Source organism: Micromonospora sp. NBC_01740 (assembly GCF_035920365.1).
Lineage (GTDB): Bacteria > Actinomycetota > Actinomycetes > Mycobacteriales > Micromonosporaceae > Micromonospora > Micromonospora reichwaldensis.
The window spans coordinates 2,314,985-2,338,444 of the sequence record NZ_CP109150.1; the positions used below are offsets into that span (position 1 = coordinate 2,314,985).

Consider the following 23,460-nt stretch of genomic DNA (forward strand, 5'->3'; position numbering starts at 1 on the left):
TATCCGGGTGTGGGCAGGAACACGCAGGTGGGAGGCGGTTTCCCGGCGGTCAGGAACGGTAGCCGGCGGAGCGGTACTCGTATTCCCGGTCGTCGTCGCGGTCGCCCGTGTCGCGGGTGAAGTCCCAGCCGCCAGCGGCCTCCCGGCCGGGTCGGCCGCCGACCGCGAACCCGCCGATCTCCTGTCCACGGCGCCAGCCGCGGAAGTAGCCGGTGGTGTTCTCGGCGAGGCTCGCCGCGTCGCGGACGATCCGCAGGGGTCGCTCGTCCCGCAGCGGTGAGCCGGGGACGAGGTTGGCCTGGGGGACCCGCTTCGGCAGCCCTGCCGAGGTCTCGGCACCGACCGCCGGGCGGGCGGCCTGCTCGGCCGCCTGCCAGCCGGTGTCGGCCGTGGTCGACCATTCCATGTCGGACTCGTCGTCGTGCCCCACGAACCAGGCGGACTTGGCCTGGGCGAAGATCAGCAGGTCGCCGTCGCCCTCGTCGGACACGGGCGGCGGGCGGCGCTCCATCGGGGGCGCCGGGCGGTAGTCGGCCGCCGGTCGCTCGTCGCGGAGTGCGGGCCGCTCGTCGCGGAGTGCCGGCCGGTACTCGGCCGCCGGCCGCTCGTCGCGGGGTGCCGGTCGCTCGTCGCGGAGGGCAGGCCGCTCGTCGCGGAGTGCGGGCCGCTCGTCGCGGAGTGCCGGTCGGTAGTCGGCGGCCGGTCGCTCGTCACGAGGTGCCGGCCGGTACTCGGTCGGCGGTCGCTCCTCGCGGGGGGCGGGCCGGCCATTACGGGCGGCCTCCTCGCGGTCGACCAGCCGCAGCGGGGGCGTCTCGGGCTGGGCGTCGGCGGCCGGGCCCGTTCCGCCGCGCAGCGCGCGGTCCGCCAGCGGCGGCGGCTCGACCAGCCGCAGCACCGGAGGCTCCTGGGGCAGGTCGTCGGCCAGCCAGGGCGGGGTGACCCGGCGCTCCGCCCCCGGATCGGTCGGGGCGTCGACGCCGCGCCCGTCGCGGTCGCCGTAGGAGCCGACGACCGGGTTCTTGGCGGAACTGTCGGCCGGGTCCTCCGGGTTGTTGACCAGCGGCCAGTTCGCCCGGGACCCGGGGGGAGCGGACTCCGCCCGGTCGGCCGTGGGTTCCTGGCCGGGGCGTGGCGTGGGCACGGGAACGCTCAGGTCGGTGGCGCTGAAGCCACCCGTGGGCGTGGCCGGCTCGCCGTTGGTCTTCGGGCGGGGCGGGATCACGGTGCGCTGGCGCTCCGCGCGGGCGCTCTGGATCGCCGCCGTGGTCAGGGTGGGGCGGAACGGCTCTCCCGCCTCGGCCGGCGGCACCGTGCCCCGCTGCGCCGGAGCGATGGGGGTGATGCCCGGCGGCGGAGGTGGCGGCGCGGACACCGGGCGGTTGGTCGGGCCGTCGATTCGGCTCGGCAGCGACCCGGGGCGTGTGGGGGGCGCGGAGACCGGGGGACCGGCGACCGCTGCCGGCGTCACCGGCGTCGGCGCGACCGGCGGCGGGCTGACGGGGGCCGGTGCGACCGGCGGCGGGCCGAGCGGCCGGGGGGCCGGGGGCGGCGTCGGGCCGGAGGCGGGCTCGGGCCGGCTGCGGCGGCCACCGCCCGGGGCGGGCTCGGGCTCGGCGGGCCGGAGGGCACGCAGGCCGTTGCCGGCGGGGGTGAGGCCGGGCAGAGCGCCGCCGGTGGGGGCGAGGCCGGGTGCGTCGCCGAGCGGTTCGCCGTGCCGGATCGCGGCGCGGCGGCCGGGGGCCGGGGTGGCGGGCGTGCCGACCCGGTCGTTGAGCGCGCCCACCAGCGCCTGGCAGCCGGCGTCGCAGGCCCGGACGGAGGCGACCGCCTGCCGCACGGTCTCCGCCACGGCGGAGGTGAGGGCGCGGTTGACGGTGGCGCGTCGGGGCGTCTCGCTGATGGCCACCCGCAGGGCGGTCACCGCTGAGGTGAGCTCGTCGGCGTCGGCGACCCCGTCGGCGGCGAGCCGCGCCGTGACCGCCTCGGCGGGGGCCGGGGCGTCGTCGCCGTGGCCCACGGTGCCGCTCAGCATGCCGGGCTCGGGCAGGGCGTCCAGCACGGCCAGCGAGACCGGCTCGGCCGGGTCCGGGTACGCCCGCAACGCGGCCGGGTAGAGCTCGCGGAGCACCTCCCGCAGCGCGACGGCGGCGGAGTGCCGGCCGCTGGCCAGGGCGGCGTGCGCGGCGAGGACCTGCTTGTAGCCGGCGAGGTCCCGGGGGGCCGGGAGGGTGACGGCGGAGAGGGCGCCGGCCTGCAGGGCGCGGGCCAGGCCGACGGCGCGCCGCTCGGCCGGGGGCGACTGCATCTCCTCCAGGGAGTCGTCGTCGGCGAAGCGCTCGGCGAAGTCGTCGACGGAGTCGTCGTCGGCGATCGCCAGTGGACGCCCGGCGGCGCTGAGCAGCGAGGTGACCGTGTGGTCGTCGCTGTCGGCGGCGATGGCCGCACCGCTCGGCCCGCCCGACCGCTCCACGAGCAGCGCGACCAGCTGGGCGTAGCCAGCGGGGTCGTCACCGATCTCGCAGACATGCAGCAGACGGCCTGCGTCGTCGACCACAGCGGACGTCAGCGTCGAACCGGCCGAGACCGGTCGGTCGGCCGGATCCGCCGAGGCCAGACCGCAGTACACGCGCACGAGCGCCACGGCGTCGTCCTCCTCCCGGGACACAAGGCTTTCACTGCCAGAGACTGATGCTCCCCGTAAAGGGTCAGTCGCGCCAGTCCACCGTCGCAGAGATCTTCCCGACAATGGTGCGCCAACCCAGACTTGCGGTTTGTGCCCCGATTTTCCTCAGCCGGCGCCGACCGAAGAACCCGCCCACACCGCCGTCGACCGAGGCGCGCAGCGCCTCGTCCAGGTCGTCGAGGCTGGAGCCGGCGGAGAGCATGTCCAGCACCGCGGGCAGCCGCAGCGCGTACGCCAGGTCGCGGGCCACCTCACCGGCCTCGATGAGCAGCGTCCAGTCCCAGGTGTCGTGCCCGCCGCGGAGGTTCTCCACCACCAGGTCGAGCTCGTAGACGTCCTCGTCGAGCGGCGCGATGTCGGCCGGCTCCACCCGTTCGGACAGTTCATTCCAGCTGTCCAGTTGAGACAGGTCGTTCGGCGCCCCGGAGCGGATGAAGCTGACCAGCGACTCGGGCGTCTTGAAGAGCAGCAGCTTCCCACGGTGGGTGAGGAAGACCGGCACCTCCTCGTCGCCCGCCTCGTCCTCGTCGTCCTCGGCGGCGGTCTCGGCGTCCTCGTCGTCGGTCGCGTCGCGGCGGCGGCCCTTGGCCTCCTCGTCGTCGCTCTCGGCGAACTCCTGGGCGACCTCCTCGTCGAGGATGACGACGGCCTCGTCGTCGTCCTCCTCGTCCTCCTCCGTGACCTGGCGGCGGGCCAGGAACGGGTCGTCCTGGTCGCGCTCGGTGACGTCGGTCGGGGTCAGCTCCCGCGCCGGCCGGTAGGCCCGCAGGGTGTAGCCCGTGCCGGCGGGCAGCGCGATCTCCACCGGGTCGATCCGCAGCTCGTCCCAGAGGGCGCGGGCGGCCTCGGCCGAGACGGTTGCGGTGCCGGACTCGGCCGGGGCGTCGGCGTCGTCGAGCTCGGGCTCGTCGGCGTCGGGCCGTTGGGGCGACTGGCGGGCCACGCTGACCTCCGTGTGCTTCGGGTTGCCCGCCGGCGTCCGCCGCCGGCGAGTGACTCTGGGCACATACCCTAGTGGGCGTCTCCGGGAGACCGGTGCCCGCACCCCGGTGGCGGAGCGGGCGGCCGACAAGTAGCGTTGCTACGCATGAAGGCCCAGGCGCTGCACGGACACCTCGACGCGCTGCTGCTCGCGGTGCTCGAGCAGGGCCCGCTGCACGGCTACGCGATCATCGAGGCGCTGCGCAACCGCAGCGACGGGCAGCTCGACCTGCCGACCGGCACCATCTATCCCGCGCTGCGCCGGCTGGAGCGGGCCGGCCACGTGGCCAGCACCTGGAGCACCGTCAACGGGCGGGAACGGCGGACGTACCAACTCACCGACGAGGGCCGGCGGGCGCTGGCCGGCGAGCGGTCCGGGTGGCGCGAGTTCCGCTCCACCGTCGGCCGGTTCCTCGACACCGACACCACGCCGGCGGCGCCGGCCTGACGGGCACCGGCCAGCGCGACAGACCGGTGTCCCTCGTCCGTCCTCCGTCGTGCGGGACGGGCGGCAGCCCTCGACCCGGGCGAGGCGCCCGATCCGTGGCCGGGATCAGCGGGCCGCGAGCAGCCAGGTGCGGGCGGCCCGGCCGAGCCAGAGGTAGCCGGCGGCGGCCACCGCCGCGCCGATGATCATGGGCGGCCAGGTGAGCGCGTCGTCCCAGAGGCCGATCGACCACGCGAAGAGTGCCGAGCCGGTCAGTACGCCGAGGGCGAGGACCCCGACGAGGGCCGCCCCCACCGCCCGGTCGGCGCCGCCGCGCAGCGCCGCCCGGCCGGCCCGCAGCAGCCCTGTCGCGGCCAGCGCGAACGCCGCCGCCCAGATCCAGCCCACCGACGCCGACAGCAGCTGGTAGGCGGCCGGCGGCGGGGAGCCGCCCCAGCTCGACCCCTGCCAGGTGAGGTCGCCGGCGACGAACGCGACAGTGGCGAGCGCGATGACCCGCAGCGACAGCCCGCGCAGCGCGCCCGCCGCCAGCTCCGCCTGGTAGGCCGGGGCGAGCTCCGCCGGCGAGCCGAAATCGGCCACCGCCCGGTGCTGCGCCTCCGTCGCCGGCAGCCCGTCCGCCCGGTACGCGTCGACGGCGTCCAGCAGCCCGTGCCGTGCCTCGGTCAGCAGGTCGGACTTGAGCCGGCGCGGCCCCCGCAGGTGCGCGCCCAGCTCCCGCAGCCGTTCCTCCACCGTCGTCGCGTCGTCCTCGCCCCGCATGGCCCCACCCTGTCACGGGTCGCCGCCGGACGTCGTCGGGGACAAACCCTGGCCCGACCCGGAGCCGACGGGCGGTCGGGCCGGGCGGAGATCAGGGGCGCAGCGCCAGGTACCCGCGTTCGGCCGCCTCCTGGATCAGCCACTGGTCCCGGTACCAGCCGGGGGCGGCGACCAGTTCGGCGTGCCGGCCGCGCTGGGCCACCCGCCCGGCGTCCAGCACCACGATCTCGTCCAGCTCGGCGAGCCCGCTGAGCCGGTGGCTGATCAACAGCACGGAGTGCCCGGCCGGGGTGGCCGCCAGCGCGGAGGCGAGCACCGCGTCGGCGGCGGCGGGATCGAGCCCCTCGGTCGGCTCGTCGAGCACCAGCACACCCGGCGCCGCGAGCAGCGCCCGGGCCAGCGCGAGCCGCTGCCGCTGGCCGCCGGAGAGCTGGCCGCCCTCCTCGCCGACCACGGTGTCCCAGCCGTCGGGCTGCTCGTGCACCCAGTCCAGCAGCCCGGCCGCCGCGGTCGCCGCCGCCAGCTCCTCCTCGCCGGCCGCGGGCCGCCCGAGCAGCAGGTTCTCCCGCACGGAGGCGTGGAAGACGTACGCCTCGGCGAGCAGTCCGCCGACCGCGCGGGGCAGTTCCTCGGCCCGGTACGCCGACAGCCCGCGCCCGTCGAGGGTGACCCGGCCGTGTGCGGGGCGCACCGCGCCGGTGAGGACGGCGGCCAGGGTGCTCTTGCCGGCGCCGCTGGGCCCGACCACCGCGACCCGGCGACCGGGCGGCAGGTCCAGGCTGAACCCGTCCAGGGCGGGCGGGGCGCCCTCCCGGTACCGGACGGTGACCTCCTCGAACCGGACGTCGTACGGCCCGGGGCCGACCTCCGCGCCGTCGGAGGTGGCCGGACCGGCCGGGGCGTCCAGCAGGGCGGCGACCCGGGTCAGGCCGGTCCGCAGCTGGGTCCACTGCCGGGCGGCCCCGACCAGCGCCAGCGCGATCTCGACGGCGGCGAGCGTGCCGACCGCCAGGACGCCGACCAGCACCCCGTCCACGTCGTCGGCGAGTGCGGCGAGCACCACCGCGCCGGCGGTCAGCCCGGCCACGAGCACCCCCGTCGCGTCGACGGCGAAGCCCGTGGCGGCGAGCCGCCGCTCCAACCGGGCCAGCCGGTGGGTCCGTGCCCCGGCCGCCTCCAGCGCGTGCCCGGTGGCGCCGAACGCGGCCAGGTCGGCGGCGCCGTGGGTGAGGTCGACCGCGTCGGTGGCGAGGGCGCCGCGCAGCGGCGCCAGCTCGGCGGCGGCGCGCCGGGTCAGCGCGGTGGCCAGGGCGGGCAGCGCCACCCCGGCGACCAGCAGCCCGACCGCGAGCACCCCGGCGGCGGCCGGCGACATCAGCGCCGCCCCGCCGACCGCGAGCACGCTGACCAGCGCCGCCGCCGAGGCCGGCACCAGCACCCGCAGCAGCAGGTCCTGGACGGCCTCCACGTCGGAGACGAGCCGGCTCAGCGCGTCGCCGGAGCGCTGCCGGGCCGTCGGGCGGGCGGCGAGGGTGCCGAAGACCCGGGCCCGGACGTCGGTGATCAGCCGCAGCACGGCGTCGTGCCCGGCGAGCCGTTCGGTGTAGCGGAGCACGCCCCGGCTGATCGCCAGCGCCCGGACCGCCACGATCGCCACGGTGAGGCGGTCCAGCGGGGGCTGGCCGGCGGCGCTCATCAGCAGCCAGGTCGCGGTGGCCATCAGGGCGAGGCCGGCGAACTCGGTGGCGGCGGCGAGCAGTCCCGCGCCGAGCAGCCGGTTCAGGTACGGCCTGGCCAGCCGCAGCACGGCCCGCTCGGCGGAGCCGGCCCGCCCCGGCCCGGTCCGGGCGTCGGCAGCGTCCCCGGGGGCGTGGGTGCTCTGCGTGCCGGGTCGGGCGTCGGCGGCGGCACCGGGCGCGTGGGTGGGTCGGGCGTCGGCGGGAGGACGGTCGTCGGTCATCGGGTGGCCTCCCCGGCCGCCGTGGGCGTCAGCTCGGTGACCCGGCCGTCCTCGATGCGCAGGATCCGGTCCGCGTCGGCGAGCAGCGCCGGCCGGTGCGCCACCAGCAGCGCCGTCCGCCCGGCCACCAGCCGGCGGGTGGCGTCGAGGACGACGGCCTCGGCGGCGGTGTCCAGCCGGGCGGTCGGCTCGTCGAGCAGCACCACGGGCGCGTCCCGCAGGAACGCGCGGGCCAGCGCGACCCGTTGCCGCTGCCCGCTGGACAGGCCGTGCCCGCGTTCGCCGAGGACGGTGGCGAGCCCGTCGGGCAGCCCGGCGACCACGTCGTCCAGGGCGGCGTCGTGGACCGCCGTGGCGAGCGCCGCGTCGGGGGTGTCCGGCGCGCCGAGCCGGATGTTGTCGGCCAGCGGGGCGGCGAAGAGGTGGGCCCGCTGGGGCACCCAGGCCACCTGGCGGCGCCAGCCGTCGGCATCGGCGTCGGCTAGGTCGACCCCGCCCACGGTGACCTGGCCGGCGGTCGGGGTGACGAAGCCGAGCAGCAGGCCGAGCAGCGTGCTCTTGCCGGCGCCGCTGGGGCCGATCACGGCGACGCGCTCGCCCGGCCGGATGGTCAGCGTGACGTCGCGCAGGGCGGTGGTCCGCTCGTACGCCACGGTCACCGCCTCGAACCGGATCTCGCCGCGGCCGTCGGGGACGGCCGCGCCCGCGCCGCGCGCCGGCGCGGGGGCGGCGGCCGACAGGGTCAGCGCCTCGTCCAGCGCGGTGAGCCCCTCCATGCTGGCGTGGAACCGGGCGCCGGCGGCCCGCAGCGGGAGGTACGCCTCCGGGGTGAGCAGCAGCACCAGCAGCGCGGTCTGGAGGGTCAGCCCGCCGCCGAGCAGCCGCACGCCGACCGGCACGGCGACCAGCGCCACCGAGAGGGTGGCCACCAGCTCCAGCACCAGGGCGGACAGGAACGCGATCCGCAGCGTCTTCATGGTCGCGACCCGGTGGCCGTCGGCCATCCGGCGGACCACGTCGGTCTGCGCCCGGGCCCGGCCGAACGCGCGCAGGGTGGGCAGGCCGGCGACCATGTCGAGGAAGTGCCCGCCGAGCAGGGAGAGCCGCCGCCACTGCCGCTCGGTGGCGGCCTGCGCCTGCCAGCCGAGCAGCGCGCCGAAGATCGGGATCAGTGGCAGGGTGACCGCGATGATCAGCGCCGAGCTCCAGTCGGCGAGGAAGATCCGGGCCAGTACGGCGACCGGCACGGTGACGCTGAGCACCAGCTGCGGCAGGTAGCCGGTGAAGTACGCGTCGAGCGCGTCCAGCCCGCGCCCGGTCAGCGTGGCGAGCTGCCCGGCGCGCTGTCCCGCGACCCAGCCGGGGCCGTGCCGCCCGACCGCCCCGAGCAGGTCGGCCCGCAGCGTCGCCTTGACCGTCGCCGCGACCCGCGCCGACACCGTGCCCTGCGCCCAGAGCAGCAGTGAGCGGGCGGCCACCGCGGTGGCGAAGCCGGCCAGCGCGGGCCGGTCGAGCCGCCCTTCGAACGCGGTCGCCAGCAGCGCGGCCAGCGCCGTGGCCTGCGCGACGACCAGCCCCGCGGCCAGCACGCCGAGCAGCGCGAGCACGGCGAGGTCGCGCCGGGCCCCCGGGACCCGGCGCAGCAGACGCGGGTCGAAGGGACGGCGGTTCACCAGTACACCGGTGCCCTGCCGTCGGTCCGTCCCCGGAACACCCACCAGCACATCGCCTGAAAGCCTAGTAGGGCCGGCAGGAGCGGCAGCGTCAGCCAGCTCAGCAGCCGCAGCGTGGGGGTGCTCGCCGCCGCGTCGGCCACGGTCAGCGACGCGCCCGGGTCGACCGTGGAGACGAGCGCGTAGGGCCAGATGGTCGCACCGGCCAGCGCCACCGGCAGCGCCAGGGACGCGCATGTGGCGGCGAAGGCCAGCCCCGGCCGCCGCCGCGCGAGCGCCGCCCGGGCCGTCAGCAGCGCCGCGACCAGCAACGACAGCAGCAGTACGCCCACCACCGGCTGCCGTGCGGCGGCGCGTACGTCGGCGGAGAGCAGGCCGAGGACGGTGGCCGCGCCGACTGTGGTGAGCGCGACCGGGACGAGCCGGCCGGCCAGTCGCCCGACCGGCGCGGCGTCGGCGGCGGGCAGCCGGAGCGTGAGGAAGGTCGCACCGTGCAGCGCGACCAGCGCGACGACGGCGAGCCCGGCGGCGGCCACGAACGGGGTGAAGAGGTGGGTCACCCCGGCGACGTGGCCGTCGGCGTGCAGCGGTACGCCCTGGAGCAGCCCGGCCAGCACGGCACCCCAGCCGAGCGCGGCGAGCACGCTGCCGACGACCACGATCCGGTCCCACCAGGCGCGGGCCCGCTGCCCGTCGGGGCGGCTGCGCAGCTGCACGCCGGCGGTCACCAGGATGACCCCGGTCAACGCGGCGAGCACCGCCGGGTAGAAGCCGGAGAGCAGTTCCCCCTCCAACACGGGGAAGGCGCCGAACAGGATGCCGACGGCGGCCACCAGCCAGACCTCGTTGCCGAGGAAGAACGGGCCGACCGCGTTGAGCGCGGCGCGGCGGCGGGCAGGGTCGGTGCCCCGGGCGAGCAGCAGGCCGACGCCGTAGTCGTAGCCGCCGAGCACCAGGTAGACGGCGAAGAAGAGCCCGAGCAGGGCGTACCAGGCGAGTTCCACGGTCGTCTCCTCAGGCGAAGGCGGGCTCGGGGTGGGGGTCGGCCGGCGGCTGGTCCGGTTGCCGGCCCAGGGCCGGGTCGTGCGCGCCCCGGGCGGCGTGCCGGGCCAGCAGCACCCAGTTCGTGACGGCGAGCGCGCCGAGCAGCAGGCTGAAGCCGATCAGCGAGGTGAGCATCAGCCAGGGGCTGACCGGCGACACCGCCTGGTCCACGGGCAGGAGCCCGTACGCGGCCCAGGGCTGGCGGCCGACCTCGCGGGCGATCCAGCCGAGGATCATCGCGACGAACGGCAGCGGCAGGGCGAACTGGAGGATCCACAGCGGGACGCGCAGCCGGATCACCCAGTCCCGCCAGAGCAGCGGGAGCATCAGCCAGAGCAGGCCGAGGGTGAAACCGATCAGGATCATGAAACCGAGGCCGACGTCGGCGAGGGCCGGCGGGGTGTAGTCGCCGGGGCCGAACCGGGCGGTCCAGTCGGCGATCAGCGGCGCGGCGGCGGCGTCGTCGCCGAACTTGGTGGGCTGCACGTCGCTGATCGCGAAGAACTGGGCGAAGCCGAAGCCCTGCACGAAGAAGATCGCCACCGCCGAGGTGATCAGGCCGATGCGTAGCCCCTTGCGGTGCAGGGCGAAGTCGTCGGTGCGCCGGACCAGGTGCCACGCGCTGACCGCCGCCATCAGCATTCCGCCGACGAGCAGCGCCGCCGTGACGACGTGCCCGAAGGCCACGCGGAAGGTGGGGTTGTCCAGCAGCGCGGAGAAGTCGGTGAGGTGCGCGACCCCGTCGCGTACCTCGTAGCCGACCGGGTTCTGCAACCAGGAGTTCGCCACCATGATCCAGAACGCCGAGGCGTACGCGGTGATCGCGACGCCCCAGAGCAGGGCGAGGTGGACGCCCCGACGCAGCCGGTGCCAGCCGAAGATCCACATGCCGAGGAACGTCGACTCCAGGAAGAACGCGACAAGCGTCTCGATGGCCAGCGGCGCGCCGAAGACGTTGCCGACGTAGCGCGACAGTCCGCTCCAGTTCAGCCCGAACTGGAACTCCATCACGATGCCGGTGGCGATGCCGAGCACGTAGTTGATCACGTAGAGCTGGCCCCAGAAGCGGGTCAGCCGTTCGTAGACCGGCTTGTTGGTGATCACCCAGGCGGTCTGGAGACCGACCAGCAGGGTCACGAGGCCGAGGGTCACCGCCACGAAGAGGAAGTGGATCGAGGTGGTGGTCGCGAACTGCAGGCGGGCGAGGAGCAGGGTGTCCATGGCCGGCTCTCCGTACGGTTGGCTCACTTGTCGTAGCGAGCCTACACGTAGATTCCCTACGCATAACTACTATGGCCCGTCGTAGACGATGCTACGACGTTTTGTAGTAGCCGTGGGGGAGGGTGGGGGCGCCGGGCGGTTCGCGTACGCGGGCGGTCCGGTCCCAGCATGTCCGGCGGCGATCCACGCGGCGGTAACTCCACCGGGCGCGGGAGCACGCCGGCGGTCCCCGAGTGCCGGCGGGCGGCACGGGGGCGGGCCGGCGCCCGGTCAGCTCAGGAAGAGGGAGACCGGCAGGGCGGCCACGTTGGTCGCCACGGTCAGCGCGGCGGCCCCGAGCAGCCGGGGCGGCCGGTCGGCGACCAGGAGCCGCTGCACCCGGACGTCGAGGTCCCGGTCGCCCAGGCCGAGCGTGCCGGCCGGAGTCACCCGGTTGCCGGCCGCGGCGAACCGGCGCAGCGCACCGGCCAGCGGGGCGTCGGCGTGCGCCTCCCGGGCCTTGTCGTCGGCCCGCATCTCGACCAGCAGGGCGACCCGGTCGTGCGCCTCGCGGACCCAGGCGAACCAGGGCAGCGCCCGGCTGAGCGCGGTGAACGGCAGCAGCACCAGGTCGTGCCGTTCCTGGGCGTGCGCCCGCTCGTGGGCGAGCACGGCCGCCAACTCGGCGCTGTCCAGCAGGTCGAGCGTGCCCGCGCTGACCACCACCCGGGGCTTCATCCCGGGCAGGCAGTACGCCGCCGCGCTCGGATGGTCCAGCACCAGCGCCCCGGGCACCGTCGGGTCCCGGCGGGCGACCAGGGCGAGCAGGTCCCGGTGCCGGCGCTGGGCGCGTACGGTGCCGTGGATGCTGCGGACGGTCGTCGTCAGCAGCACCGCGCCGATGCCGAAGCCCACCCCGACGGCGGCCAGGTGCGGCGCGCCCAGCCCGACGGGCAGGGTGCCGTGGGCGAGGTCGGTGGCGAGGGCGACCAGCGCGCTGCCGGTCGGGCGGTCGTAGGCGGACAGGCCCAGCGCCATCGGCACACCCATGGCGGAGAGCCCGAGGGCCAGCCCGACCGCCTGCCAGCAGACGATCGCGACCCGGGGACTGCGCCACGTCCAGGTGGAGCGGGACAGCACCTGCGCGGTCAGCCAGCAGGCCAGCATCGACGCGGCGAAGTGCAGGGCGTACGCCACGACCGCCGCCCTACCTGTCCGCTGCCCTGTCGGCCCGGGGCGGTTGGCCGTCGACCGACGGCGCCTCGACCCGGTCGGTCAGCGCGTCCCCACCGTGCCCGGCCCCTTCGGCCTCGGCCCCGAGGGCGGCGCGCAGCACCTCGGCCTCGGTGCCGGTCACCGAGCGGGCGAAGCGCACCAGCGCGGCGTCCCGGCTGCCGCCGAGGTCGAGGGCGTCGAGCATGAGCTGGGCGATGTACGCCTCGCGGCTGGCGGCGGCCCGGTATCGCCAGGCCCGCCCCTCCCGCTCGCGCTGCACCATGTCCTTGCCGGCGAGCCGGTCGAGCACGGTCATCACCGTCGTGTACGCCAGCTCGCGGCCGTCCAGCGCGTCGGCGACCTCGCGCACGGTGATCCCGTCCGACGTGCCCGGGACCGAGTCCCACAAGACGTCCATCACCGCACGTTCGAGATCACCAAGCCGAGTCACGCCGCAATCCTACCCCCCGTAGTAGACCCGCCCCGCCCCGCACACCCGACCACCCCACCAAGGCAGCACCCCAGAGCCGACTCCTCCCGAGGCAGCACACCTGAGCCGAGCTCTCCCACGAACCTGTCCACGAACGGTTTTCCGGGGAGCCCCGCCCGCGCAGGGATCAAGCCTGACCGCCCGGAGCGGGCGGGGCTCCCCGGAAAACCCAGGACAGAACAGTCACACCCCCTTGGGGTGCCAGACCGTCTTCGTCTCCAGCAGCGTGGTCATCCGGGTGATGCCGGGGTCGGCGGACCAGTCGTGGTCGGCCGGGGCCGGCCGGAGCACCCGTTTGAGGTTCTGCGCCGCCTTGACCTCCAGTTCCGTCGCCAGCTCGGCGTCGGCCACCCCGGTCAGGTCGATGGCGTTGACGTCCATGTGGGCGGCCAGCGCCGGCACGGTCTCGGCGATCCGGCCGGTGAGCAGGTTCACCACCCCGCCGGGCAGGTCGGAGGTGGCGAGCACCTCCGCCAGGGTCACGGCCGCCAGGGGCTGCGTCGGCGAGGTCGCCACCACCACCGTGTTGCCGGTGACGATCGCCGGGGCGATCACGCTGACCAGGCCGAGCAGCGCCGGGGACTCCGGGGCCACCACGGCCACGACGCCGGTCGGCTCGGGCGCCGACAGGTTGAAGTACGGCCCGGCGACCGGGTTGGCGCCGCCGTAGACCTGGGGGAGCTTGTCGGACCAGCCGGCGTACCAGACCCAGCGGTCCACGGCCGCGTCGACCTCGTCGCCGGGCACGCCGAGGGCGACGAACTGCTCGCGCCGGCCCTCCAGCATCTCGGCGACCCGGTAGAGGATCTGACCCCGGTTGTACGCCGTCGCCCCGGCCCAGCCCTTCACGGCGGCGCGGGCGGCGACCACGGCGTCCCGCGCGTCCTTGCGGGAGGCGAGGGAAACGTTGGCGTCCTGCACGAGATACGACCGTCCCGACTCGCTGCGCGGGAACTTCCCGCCGATGAAGAGCTTGTACGTCTTGCGTACCGCGACCCGCTCAGACATTGAGGTAGCCCTCCAGCCCGTGCCGGCCGCCCTCGCGACCGTAGCCCGACTCCTTGTAGCCGCCGAAGGGCGAGGTGGGGTCGAACTTGTTGAACGTGTTGGCCCAGACGACGCCGGCGCGCAGCCGGTCCGCCATCCACAGGATCCGGGAACCCTTGTCGGTCCAGATCCCGGCCGACAGCCCGTACGGCGTGTTGTTGGCCTTCTCGACGGCCTCGGCCGGGGTGCGGAACGTCAGCACGGAGAGCACCGGGCCGAAGATCTCCTCGCGGGCGATCCGGTGCGCCTGGGTGACCCCGGTGAAGATCGTCGGCGCGAACCAGAAGCCGCGGTCCGGCAGCTCGCACGGCGGCGACCAGCGCTCCGCGCCCTCGGCGGACCCGGCGTCGGAGAGCTCCCGGATCCGCGCCAGCTGCGCGGCCGAGTTGATCGCGCCGATGTCGGTGTTCTTGTCCAGCGGGTCGCCGACGCGCAGCTGGGCCATCCGCCGCTTCAGCGACTCCAGCACCCGGTCGGCGACGTTCTCCTGGATCAGCAGCCGCGAGCCGGCGCAGCAGACGTGCCCCTGGTTGAAGAAGATCCCGTTGACGATCCCCTCGACGGCCTGGTCGACGGGGGCGTCGTCGAAGACGATGTTGGCGGCCTTGCCGCCCAGCTCCAGGGTGAGCTTCTTGCGGGTGCCGGCGACCGAGCGGGCGATGGCCCGGCCGACCTCGGTCGAACCGGTGAAGGCGACCTTGTCCACGCCCTGGTGCTCGACCAGCGCCCGGCCGGTCTCGCCGGCGCCCGTGACGATGTTGACCACGCCGGCGGGCAGATCGGCCTGCTGGCAGATCTCGGCGAAGAGCAGTGCCGTCAGCGGCGTCGTCTCGGCCGGCTTCAGCACCACCGTGTTGCCGGCGGCCAGCGCCGGGGCGATCTTCCACGCCAGCATCAGCAGCGGGAAGTTCCACGGGATGACCTGCGCGGCCACGCCGAGGGGGCGCGGGTTCGCGCCGAAGCCGGCGTGCTCCAGCTTGTCGGCCCAGCCGGCGTAGTAGAAGAAGTGCGCCGCGACCAGGGGCAGGTCGACGTCGCGCGACTCCTTGATCGGCTTGCCGTTGTCCAGGGACTCCAGCACGGCCAGCTCGCGGGAGCGCTCCTGGAGGATCCGGGCGATCCGGAAGAGGTACTTCGCCCGGTCCCGGCCCGGCATCGGGCCCCAGACCTTCTCGTACGCCTGGCGGGCGGCGCGGACGGCGCGGTCCACGTCCTGCGCGCCGGCCTCGGCGACCTCGGCGAGCACCTCCTCGGAGGCCGGGTTGACCGTCTTGAACGTGCCGCCGTCGGTGGGGTCCACGAACTCCCCGTCGACGAAGAGCCCGTAGGAGGCTTTCAGGTCCACCACCGAGCGGGACTCGGGGGCGGGTGCGTATTCGAACATCGGCTCTCAGTCCAGGGTGAAGTAGTCGGGACCGGAGTAGGTGCCGGTCGTCAGCTTGGTGCGCTGCATGAGCAGGTCGTTGAGCAGGCTGGAGGCGCCGAACCGGAACCAGTCCGGGTCCAGCCAGTCCGCGCCGACGGTCTCGTTGACCATCACCAGGTACTTGATGGCGTCCTTGGTGGTCTTGATGCCGCCGGCCGGCTTCACGCCGACCTGCCGGCCGGTGGCGGCCCGGAAGTCGCGGACGGCCTCCAGCATCACCAGGGTCACCGGCGGGGTGGCCGCCACCGGGACCTTGCCGGTGGAGGTCTTGATGAAGTCGCCGCCGGCCAGCATCGCCAGCCAGGAGGCGCGCCGCACGTTGTCGTACGTGGCCAGCTCGCCGGTCTCCAGGATGACCTTGAGGTGCGCGTCGCCGCAGGCCTCCTTGGTGGCCACGATCTCGTCGTAGACCTCCTGGTAGCGGCCGGCGAGGAAGGCGCCCCGGTTGATCACCATGTCGATCTCGTCGGCGCCGGCCGTCACGGCGGCCCGGGTGTCGGCGAGCTTGACCTCCAGCGGGGCCTGGCCCGACGGGAAGGCGGTCGCCACGCTGGCCAGGTGCACGCCGGAGCCGCGCAGCACCTCGGCCACGTGCGGGACCATCGCCGGGTAGACGCAGACCGCGCCCACGTGCGGGCAGGACGGGTCGGCCGGGTCGGGGCGCAGCGCCTTGGCCGCGAGGGCCCGCACCTTGCCCGGGGTGTCCGCCCCTTCGAGGGTGGTCAGGTCGACCATCCGGATCGCCAGGTCGATGGCCTGGGCCTTGGCGGTGGTCTTGATGGAGCGGGTGCCGAGTTGTGCCGCCCGCTGCTCCGCGCCGACCTGGTCCACGCCGGGCAGGCCGTGCAGGAAGGTCCGCAGAGCGGTCTCGGATCGTCCCAACTCGGAGAGCTCCGACCGGGCCGACGTCGCTGTCGCCGTCATGCCCCGAAGTCTACGCACCCGACCGGACAGTGATCTTGGTCACCGTGCTGTCGCCGGCGCGGTGGTGAGCGAGGTCGCCGGTCCGGCCGCACCCGCAGTGCCGGGACGGGTGGACCGGTAGGTTGAGCGATCGTGGACGTACACGTCATTGACCATCCGCTCGCCCAGTCGCGGCTGACCGCCATGCGGGACGCGCGCACCGACTCCTCCTCGTTCCGGGCGGCGCTGCACGAACTCACCACCATGCTGGTGTACGAGGCCGCGCGCTCCTTCCCCGTCGAGAAGTACCCGGTGCAGACCCCCGTCACCGGCACCGAGGGCACCCGGCTGGCAAACCCGCCGCTGCTCGTACCGGTGCTGCGGGCCGGCCTGGGCATGGCCGACGCCGCGCTCGGCCTGCTGCCGGAGTCCTCGATGGGCTTCGTCGGCCTGGCCCGGGACGAGGAGACGTACGAGCCGCGCGCCTACATGGAGTCGCTGCCGCGCGACCTGAGCGGCCTGCCGGTGCTGGTGCTCGACCCGATGCTCGCCACCGGCGGCTCGCTGGAGCACTGCTGCCGGCTGCTGGCCGACCGGGGCTGCACCGACATCACCGTGCTCTGCGTGCTCGCCGCGCCCGTCGGCATCGAGCGGCTGGAGCGCTCCGGCCTGCCGCTGCGCCTGGTCACCGCCTCGATCGACGAGGGGCTCAACGACCGCATGTTCATCGTGCCGGGGCTCGGCGACGCGGGCGACCGCCAGTTCGGTGGCATGCCCCGCTTCTGAGGTCCGTCGCGCGGCTGCGCGTGAATCCGTGCGCGAGTCCGTGCGCGGGATGCGCGCAGCCGCTACCGTCTCCGGCCATGACTGGTGTTGCGCTCGCCGAAGAGCTGCTTCTCCTCGCGTACGACGACGAGACCGGCAAGGCGACCATGCCGCGGATCAGCCTCGACCTGGGGATGGCCGCCGCGGTGCTGATCGAACTGGCCCTGGCCGGGCGGATCGTGTACTCCGAGGGGTCCCTGACGGTGGTCGACCCGACGCCCACCGGCGAGCCGCTCGTCGACGGGGTCCTCGCCCGCATGGCCGCCGACACGCCCCACAGCCCCTCGTCCTGGGTGCAGCGGCTGCGGCACGGCCTGCGCGACAAGATCCTGGGTGACCTGTGCGCCCAGGGCGTGGTGCGCGACGTCGACGAGACCGAGCTGGGCTTCATCCACGTGCACCGCTACCCGACGGTGGACCCGGCCGTCGAGGCGGACACCCGACGCCGGCTCGCCGAGGCGCTGGCCAGCGGCGAGCTGCCCGACGAGCGGACGGCGGCCCTGGCCACCCTGGTCGCGGTGCTGCGGATGGAGCCGGCGCTCGGCCTGAGCGGTGACGCGGCCCGGGAGGCCCGGCAGCGGCTGGAGGAGATCGCCGGCGGCGCCGGCTTCTCCGGCACCGTCAGCCTGGACGACTCCGTGGTCCGCCCCTCCGTCGGCCTCGTCGTGGCCGCCCTGGGCAGCGCCGTGGACGCCGCCCTGGGCCCCCGCCGCTAACCACCCGACCTGGACCACCCGCCCCGCCCCGCCCCGCCCCACCCACCACCCACCACCCTCGACCGGCGGCCCCCGTCGCCGGCCCTTGTCGATCAAGAAGTTTGCGTCCTGGACAGGCGCGTTCCCTGACGCAAACTTCTTGATCACCGGGCCTCGCCCGGGGCGCCTGGCTGCGCGGCGGCGCGGTCCCGTGGGTGGGGGTGGGGGCAGCGTCAGAGGCCCAGGGTGGTGGCCATTTCCTTGCGGAGGGTGGCTACCGCGGCGGTGGCGCGGGCGCGGGCTGCGGCGACGTCGCCGTCCGCCACCGGCTCCACCACCTCCAGGTACGCCTTGAGCTTCGGCTCGGTGCCCGAGGGGCGGATCACCACCCGGGCGGTGCCGGTACGCAGGATCACCACGTCCGCCTCGGGGAGCAGGTCCTGCGCCTCGGTGACCGGCTGCCCGAGCAGCGTCGTCGGGGTGGGGGCCCGGATCCGGGCCATCGCGTCGGCGATCAGCCGTAGGTCGTCCACCCGTACGGAGAGTTGGTCCGTGTGGTGCACGCCGAACTCGGCGGCCAGCTCGTCCAGCCGGTCGGTCAGGGTGCGCCCCTGCGCCTTGAGCCCGGCGGCCAGCTCCGCCACGGTCAGCGCGGCGGTGATGCCGTCCTTGTCGCGTACGTGCTCCGGGGCGACGCAGTAGCCGAGCGCCTCCTCGTAGCCGAAGACCAGCGGCTGGGTCCCGCCGCCGGCCCGGACGATCCACTTGAACCCGGTCAGCGTCTCGTCGTACGGCAGGCCCCGGGCGGCACACATCGCCCGCAGCAGCGACGACGACACGATCGTGGTGGCGTACAGGCCGGTCACGCCGCGCCGCATGAGGTGGTCGGCCAGCAGCACACCCACCTCGTCGCCGCGCAGCATCCGCCAGCCGGGCGGGTTCCCCACCGCCTGATCCGGGCCGGCGACCGCTGCCTGCGTGCTCACCGCGGGACCGGTGTCCCGGACGGCCACCGCGCAGCGGTCCGCGTCGGGGTCGTTGGCGATGGCGATGTCCGCGCCCGTCGCCTCGGCCAGCGCGACCAGCCGGTCCACCGCCCCCGGCTCCTCCGGGTTGGGGAAGGAGACGGTCGGGAACGCCGGATCGGGCTCGGCCTGCTCGGGCACCACACCGGGCACGGGGAAGCCCGCGCGGGCGAACGCCGCGGTGAGCACCGCCGCGCCCACCCCGTGCAGCGGCGTGTACGCCACCGCCAGGTCGCGCGACCCGTCCGGGTCGATGACGGCGGCGGCCCGCTCCACGTAGGAGGCCACCAGGTCGTCGCCGAGCACCTGACCGGCCGGCCCGAGGGGCACCTCGGCCAGCGACCCGACCGACCGGATCGCGGCCTCGATGCCGGCGTCGGCCGGGGGCACGATCTGGGCGCCGTCGCCGAGCGTCCCGCCCAGTTCCGCGCCGAGGTAGACCTTGTAGCCGTTGTCCTGCGGTGGGTTGTGGCTGGCGGTCACCATCACCCCGGCGACCGCCCCGAGGTGGCGCACCGCGTACGCGAGCACGGGGGTGGGCAGCGGGCGGGGCAGCAGTAGCGCCGGGCGTCCGACGCCGGTGGCGACCTGGGCGGTCCGCTCGGCGAACTCGCGGGAACCGTGCCGGGCGTCGTACCCGATCACCAGCGGGCCGGAGCCGCCCTGGGCGGCGAGCCAGCCGACCAGCCCGGCGGCGGCCCGCGTGACCACCGCGAGGTTCATCCCGTTGGGGCCGGCGCGCAGCGGGCCGCGCAGCCCGGCGGTGCCGAAGGTCAGCGGGCCGGCGAAGCGGTCGGCCAGCTCCGGGGCGCTCGCCGGCAGGCGGTCGAGCACCGCCCGCAACTCCTCCCGGCTGGCCGGGTCGGGATCGTCGTCGAGCCAGCGCCGTGCTTGCTCGCGAATGTCGTCGATGTCAGTGGTTTCCGCCGGCATGTCTCTTGATAGCACGCCGGCGGATCACCACCGCGCTTCCCCCGGGCTCAGCCGGCCTCGGTGAGCTGGAACGACTTCACCATCTCGTCGAAGATCGGCCGGCTGTCGGCGAACTTCGTGTCGGTCGAGGTGAGGTAGAACGAGTAGACCTTGCCCTCGTGGACCACGCCGCGCCACACGCCGTGCCGCTTGGCCTCACCCTCGCCGCAGGTGTACTCGAACTCGGCCGCCGCCTTGCCGACCCACTGCACCTCGTTCATGGCGAGCTGGGCGTACGGCTTGGCGCAGGACTTGGAGCGGTTCTTCAGACCGTCCTCGGCGACCTCGGCCCAGCGCATCGAGTTGGTGCGGAAGTCCTCCACCAGGATCCGGACCTTGCGGCCCTCGTCCTCCGGGTCGACGTAGTCCACCCAGTTGCCGGCGCTCTTGATCTCCCAGCCCTGCGGCACCATGACCCGTACGCCCTTGCCGGTGTGCTCCTTCATCTCGGGCACGCCGGCGGCCGGGGCCTGCGACGTCGGGGCGGCCTGCGGGACGGTCGGCGCCGGGTCGTCGCCGCCGGTGAAGAGGACGACCGCCCCGATCAGCAGCAGTGCGGCGAGGCCGCCGGCGGCGGCGAGCTGCACCTTGCGCGGCCAGCCCTTGACGGTGCCGACGAGCTGGTTGCCGACGGCGCCGACCCGGCCGCCGAAGCCACCGCCCGAGTCGCTCGTGGCGGGCGCGGTGGCGGGGGTCGCCCACGGCTGCCCGGTGCCCGGCACCGACCACTGGCCGCCGCCGTAGGTGCCGCCGAGGTGCTGGGTGGCCTCCGGCGGCGGTGCGCCGAAGACGGGCGCTCCGACGCCCACCCGCTGGGTGGCCTCCGGCGGGGTGCCGAAGGTGGGCGTGCCCGCCTTCACCCGCTGGGTCGCCTCGGTCGGGCCGCTGAAGCCGACCAGGCCGGCGGCGTTGGTGCGCAGCTGCTGGGTGGCGTCCGACCCGCCGGACGTCATCCGCTGGGTCGCCTCGGCGCCGCCGTAGGTGCGGCCGGCCGGCGTGGACCCGCTCGGCGCGGGCATCGCGCCGGTGGGGGTGTGCAGCGGCCCGGCCAGGGCGTCGGCGCTGGTGTCGTCCATCGCGGCGGGGCTCGCGGCGAGGGCGGCCTGCGCGGGGCGCTCGCCCCGGCGCAGCGCCGCCAGCCGGTCGGTGAGCGACTCGCCGGGGTTGAGCATCGCCCGGCCGCCGATCTGCCCGCTCGGCTTCGGCTGCTCCGGCTCGGCGGCCGGCGGGGTCGGCACGGGCCGCTGCACCGGGACCACCGAGTAGGGGTCGGTCACCGAGTTCACGGCGGCGGCGTTGCTGGTCAGCGGGCCGGCGAGCAGCTCGCGCAGCATGGCCCGGGCGGTGTGCACGTCGAGGCGGCGGGCCGGGTCCTTCTCCAACAGGCCCATCAGCACCCGGGCCAGCGGCCCGCTGCGCTGCGGCGGGGCGGGCGGGTCCTCGACCACGGCGTGCATGGTCTCGATCGGGTCGCCCTTGTCGAACGGGGGCCGCCCCTCCACCGCCGTGTAGAGCGTGACGCCCAGCGAGAATAGGTCGCTCGGCGGGCCGAACTCCTGGCCCATCGCCCGCTCGGGGGAGATGAAGTGCGGCGAGCCGAGCACCATCCCGGGGGTGGTGAGCTGCACGTCGGTGGGCATCCGGGCCACGCCGAAGTCGGTCAGCACGCAGCGCCCGTCGGCGCAGATCAGCACGTTGGCCGGCTTGACGTCGCGGTGCAGCACGCCGATCGCGTGCGCCACCTCCAGCGCGCCGAGCAGGGCGATGCCGATCTTGGCGACCACCCGCTGCGCGACCGGCCCGTCCTCGATCACCATGTCGGCGAGGCTGCGGGCGTCGAGCAGCTCCATCACGATCCACGGCCGGCCGCCCTCGGTGACCACGTCGTAGACCTGGACGACGGCCGGGTGCTGGATGGCCGCCGCCGCGCGGGCCTCGCGAAGGGTGCGCTCGTACATGGCGTCGCGGTCGCTGGGGGCCAGCCCCGGGGGCAGGACGACCTCCTTGACGGCCACGTCCCGCCGCAGGAGTGTGTCCGTGGCACGCCAGACCGTGCCCATGCCGCCGTTGCCCACCGCCGAGCGCAGCGAGTAGCGCTCGCCGATGGTCGTGCCGGGCGTCGCGCGTCCGTTGGGGGAACTGACTGGTCCGCCGCTCCACGTCGGGATCTGAGTCACAGAAAAGCCACCGGGGGAATTCGAGGGGGGCTGGGACACAACCCCCCTATCTTGCTGGTTCCGACGCCCGATGCGAAACCCGACGCGGCGGACGTTTGTCGAACTGGACGGTACGTGTCCGAGCGTTCACCTCTCGTCGATGCCCGTCGACGTGTCGCCCGGTGTGCGGTATCCCTCACCCGCCGACGCCGTCGCGCGTCCTACCATCCGCTAATGAGCGAACCGCGGTCAAGCGAGTCCGGTTTTCCGATCAAGGGCGTCTACACGGCCGCGGACCTTCCGGAGGACCTGGATTCCCGGCTCGGCGGCCCGGGCGAGTTTCCGTACGCGCGCGGGGTCTACCCCACCATGTACACCTCCCGCCCCTGGACGATGCGCCAGTACGCCGGCTTCGGCACCGCCACCGAGTCCAACGCGCGCTACCACCAGTTGTTGCGGGCCGGCACGATGGGTCTCTCCGTGGCCTTCGACCTGCCGACGCAGATGGGCTACGACTCCGACGACCCGATCGCGCACGGCGAGGTGGGCAAGGTCGGGGTGGCCATCGACTCGATCGACGACATGCGGCTGCTCTTCGACGGCATCCCGCTCGACAAGGTCTCGACCTCGATGACCATCAACGCGCCCGGCTCGGTGCTGCTCCTGCTCTACCAGCTCGTGGCCGAGGAGAACGGGGTCGCCGGCTCGGCCCTCAACGGCACGATCCAGAACGACATCCTGAAGGAGTACATCGCCCGCGGGACGTACATCTTCCCGCCGAAGCCCTCGCTGCGGCTGGTCGCCGACACCTTCGGCTACTGCCGCAAGGAGGTGCCGAAGTGGAACACCATCTCCATCTCCGGCTACCACATGGCCGAGGCCGGCGCGTCGCCCGCGCAGGAGATCGCGTTCACCCTGGCCAACGGCGTCGAGTACGTCCGGGCCGCGCTGGAGGCCGGCCTGGCCGTGGACGACTTCGCGCCCCGGCTGTCGTTCTTCTTCGTCGCCCGCACCACCCTGCTGGAGGAGGTGGCGAAGTTCCGGGCCGCCCGCCGGATCTGGGCCCGGCTGATGCGCGACGACTTCGGCGCCAAGAACCCGAAGTCGATGATGCTGCGCTTCCACACCCAGACCGCGGGCGTGCAGCTCACCGCCCAGCAGCCGGAGGTCAACCTGGTCCGGGTGGCGGTGCAGGGCCTCGGCGCGGTGCTCGGCGGCACCCAGTCGCTGCACACCAACAGCTTCGACGAGGCGATCGCGCTGCCCACCGAGAAGGCGGCCCGGCTGGCGCTGCGGACCCAGCAGGTGCTGGCGTACGAGACGGACCTGACCGCCACCGTCGACCCGTTCGCCGGCTCGTACGTGGTGGAGGCGATGACCGCCGAGATCGAGGCGGCGGCGACCGAGCTGATGGAGCGGGTGGCCGACCACGGCTCGGCGGTCGACGCCATCGAGGCGGGCTTCCAGAAGCGGGAGATCGAGCAGTCCGCGTACCGGATCGCGCAGGAGATCGACTCCGGCGAGCGGGTGGTGGTGGGCCTCAACCGGTTCACCGTCGACGAGGAGGAGCCGTACGAGCCGCTGCGGGTCGACCCGACGATCGAGGCGGCGCAGGCCGAGCGGCTGGCGCGGCTGCGCGCCGAGCGCGACGCCGGGGCGGTCGAGCGGGGACTGGCTGAGCTGCGGGCCGCCGCCGAGGGCACGGAGAACGTGCTCTACCCGATGCGGGATGCGCTGCGGGCCCGCGCCACGGTGGGCGAGGTCTGCGGCACCCTGCGCCAGGTGTGGGGGCTGTACCGCCCGAGCGACCGGTTCTGATCACGTCGGCCGACGGCCGTCCGACCTCCCGCCGCGTCGGGGGCGGGCGGCCGTCGGCGTCCGGTGCGGCACCGCTTCACCCGTGCGCCGTAACCGGCCGGTGCACGTCCGGGTAACGACCCGCCCACGGCGCG

Annotated in this window: 18 protein-coding genes; 4 read left to right on the plus strand and 14 right to left on the minus strand. The window is 74.9% G+C overall.

From position 1 onward, the window contains the following. Positions 1-49 precede the first annotated feature (49 nt). Both OG989_RS11195 and OG989_RS11200 read right to left on the minus strand, forming a co-directional pair. Positions 50-2,668 carry a transposase gene (locus OG989_RS11195; RefSeq protein WP_327030457.1) on the minus strand — a complete coding sequence of 873 codons (2,619 nt, stop codon included), beginning with the start codon at positions 2,666-2,668 and terminating at the stop codon, positions 50-52. A 40-nt stretch (positions 2,669-2,708) separates the two neighbouring features. Further along, positions 2,709-3,692, minus strand: a complete 984-nt coding sequence (locus tag OG989_RS11200) for a DNA primase (protein WP_370519015.1) — start codon at positions 3,690-3,692, stop codon at positions 2,709-2,711. An 81-nt stretch (positions 3,693-3,773) separates the two neighbouring features. Here OG989_RS11200 and OG989_RS11205 point away from each other — a divergent pair, with 81 nt between their 5' ends. Next, complete coding sequence (locus OG989_RS11205; RefSeq protein ID WP_327030458.1) at positions 3,774-4,115, plus strand: PadR family transcriptional regulator; 342 nt, start codon at positions 3,774-3,776, stop codon at positions 4,113-4,115. Positions 4,116-4,220: 105 nt separating this feature from the next. Here OG989_RS11205 and OG989_RS11210 read toward each other — a convergent pair whose 3' ends face one another. The 10 genes from OG989_RS11210 to deoC form a co-directional block, all read right to left on the minus strand. Continuing rightward, complete coding sequence (locus tag OG989_RS11210) at positions 4,221-4,877, minus strand: permease prefix domain 1-containing protein (RefSeq protein WP_327030459.1); 657 nt, start codon at positions 4,875-4,877, stop codon at positions 4,221-4,223. A 91-nt stretch (positions 4,878-4,968) separates the two neighbouring features. Next, a complete protein-coding gene (gene cydC, locus OG989_RS11215) occupies positions 4,969-6,837 on the minus strand; it encodes a thiol reductant ABC exporter subunit CydC (protein ID WP_327030460.1) in 1,869 nt (622 codons plus the stop codon). Further along, positions 6,834-8,510, minus strand: a complete 1,677-nt coding sequence (gene cydD / locus OG989_RS11220) for a thiol reductant ABC exporter subunit CydD (protein ID WP_151457431.1) — start codon at positions 8,508-8,510, stop codon at positions 6,834-6,836. The genes cydC and cydD overlap by 4 nt, the downstream gene beginning before the upstream one ends. Next, a complete protein-coding gene (locus tag OG989_RS11225; protein ID WP_327030461.1) occupies positions 8,507-9,514 on the minus strand; it encodes a cytochrome d ubiquinol oxidase subunit II in 1,008 nt (335 codons plus the stop codon). Before OG989_RS11225 ends, cydD begins: the two co-directional genes overlap by 4 nt. 10 nt (positions 9,515-9,524) lie before the next feature. Beyond that, positions 9,525-10,775 (minus strand): cytochrome ubiquinol oxidase subunit I, encoded by a 1,251-nt coding sequence (locus tag OG989_RS11230; RefSeq protein WP_327030462.1) that lies wholly within the window; start codon positions 10,773-10,775, stop codon positions 9,525-9,527. 270 nt (positions 10,776-11,045) lie between these two features. After that, positions 11,046-11,951, minus strand: coding sequence for a M56 family metallopeptidase (locus OG989_RS11235; RefSeq protein ID WP_151457434.1), 906 nt, complete (start codon positions 11,949-11,951; stop codon positions 11,046-11,048). 10 nt (positions 11,952-11,961) lie between these two features. Further along, complete coding sequence (locus OG989_RS11240) at positions 11,962-12,420, minus strand: BlaI/MecI/CopY family transcriptional regulator (protein WP_151457435.1); 459 nt, start codon at positions 12,418-12,420, stop codon at positions 11,962-11,964. A 222-nt stretch (positions 12,421-12,642) separates the two neighbouring features. Further along, complete coding sequence (locus OG989_RS11245) at positions 12,643-13,467, minus strand: aldehyde dehydrogenase family protein (protein WP_151457508.1); 825 nt, start codon at positions 13,465-13,467, stop codon at positions 12,643-12,645. After that, a complete protein-coding gene (locus OG989_RS11250) occupies positions 13,460-14,890 on the minus strand; it encodes an aldehyde dehydrogenase family protein (protein WP_151457507.1) in 1,431 nt (476 codons plus the stop codon). Before OG989_RS11250 ends, OG989_RS11245 begins: the two co-directional genes overlap by 8 nt. 6 nt (positions 14,891-14,896) lie before the next feature. Then, a complete protein-coding gene (deoC, locus tag OG989_RS11255) occupies positions 14,897-15,856 on the minus strand; it encodes a deoxyribose-phosphate aldolase (RefSeq protein ID WP_327030463.1) in 960 nt (319 codons plus the stop codon). Between the two features lie 132 nt (positions 15,857-15,988). Here deoC and upp point away from each other — a divergent pair, with 132 nt between their 5' ends. Together upp and OG989_RS11265 are read left to right on the plus strand one after the other, a co-directional pair. Beyond that, positions 15,989-16,621, plus strand: a complete 633-nt coding sequence (gene upp / locus OG989_RS11260; RefSeq protein ID WP_089002050.1) for a uracil phosphoribosyltransferase — start codon at positions 15,989-15,991, stop codon at positions 16,619-16,621. Between the two features lie 77 nt (positions 16,622-16,698). Further along, positions 16,699-17,376, plus strand: a complete 678-nt coding sequence (locus tag OG989_RS11265; RefSeq protein ID WP_151457505.1) for a GOLPH3/VPS74 family protein — start codon at positions 16,699-16,701, stop codon at positions 17,374-17,376. Between the two features lie 212 nt (positions 17,377-17,588). Here OG989_RS11265 and OG989_RS11270 read toward each other — a convergent pair whose 3' ends face one another. Continuing rightward, a complete protein-coding gene (locus OG989_RS11270) occupies positions 17,589-19,313 on the minus strand; it encodes a phospho-sugar mutase (protein ID WP_327030464.1) in 1,725 nt (574 codons plus the stop codon). A 47-nt stretch (positions 19,314-19,360) separates the two neighbouring features. Next, positions 19,361-21,427, minus strand: coding sequence for a protein kinase domain-containing protein (locus OG989_RS11275; RefSeq protein WP_425854242.1), 2,067 nt, complete (start codon positions 21,425-21,427; stop codon positions 19,361-19,363). 315 nt (positions 21,428-21,742) lie between these two features. On the opposite strand from OG989_RS11275, the gene OG989_RS11280 reads away from it, so the two are divergent. Then, positions 21,743-23,326, plus strand: coding sequence for an acyl-CoA mutase large subunit family protein (locus OG989_RS11280; protein ID WP_151455636.1), 1,584 nt, complete (start codon positions 21,743-21,745; stop codon positions 23,324-23,326). Positions 23,327-23,460 lie beyond the last annotated feature (134 nt).

Excerpts from the sequence above, each read along its gene's own strand:
- OG989_RS11205 (WP_327030458.1), top strand. The coding sequence starts at position 3,774 with ATGAAGGCCCAGGCGCTGCACGGACACCTCGACGCGCTGCTGCTCGCG.
- OG989_RS11210 (WP_327030459.1), bottom strand. The coding sequence starts at position 4,877 with ATGCGGGGCGAGGACGACGCGACGACGGTGGAGGAACGGCTGCGGGAG.
- cydC (WP_327030460.1), bottom strand. The coding sequence starts at position 6,837 with ATGACCGACGACCGTCCTCCCGCCGACGCCCGACCCACCCACGCGCCC.
- OG989_RS11230 (WP_327030462.1), bottom strand. The coding sequence starts at position 10,775 with ATGGACACCCTGCTCCTCGCCCGCCTGCAGTTCGCGACCACCACCTCG.
- OG989_RS11245 (WP_151457508.1), bottom strand. The coding sequence starts at position 13,467 with ATGTCTGAGCGGGTCGCGGTACGCAAGACGTACAAGCTCTTCATCGGC.
- OG989_RS11250 (WP_151457507.1), bottom strand. The coding sequence starts at position 14,890 with ATGTTCGAATACGCACCCGCCCCCGAGTCCCGCTCGGTGGTGGACCTG.
- deoC (WP_327030463.1), bottom strand. The coding sequence starts at position 15,856 with ATGACGGCGACAGCGACGTCGGCCCGGTCGGAGCTCTCCGAGTTGGGA.
- OG989_RS11265 (WP_151457505.1), top strand. The coding sequence starts at position 16,699 with ATGACTGGTGTTGCGCTCGCCGAAGAGCTGCTTCTCCTCGCGTACGAC.
- OG989_RS11270 (WP_327030464.1), bottom strand. The coding sequence starts at position 19,313 with ATGCCGGCGGAAACCACTGACATCGACGACATTCGCGAGCAAGCACGG.
- OG989_RS11280 (WP_151455636.1), top strand. The coding sequence starts at position 21,743 with ATGAGCGAACCGCGGTCAAGCGAGTCCGGTTTTCCGATCAAGGGCGTC.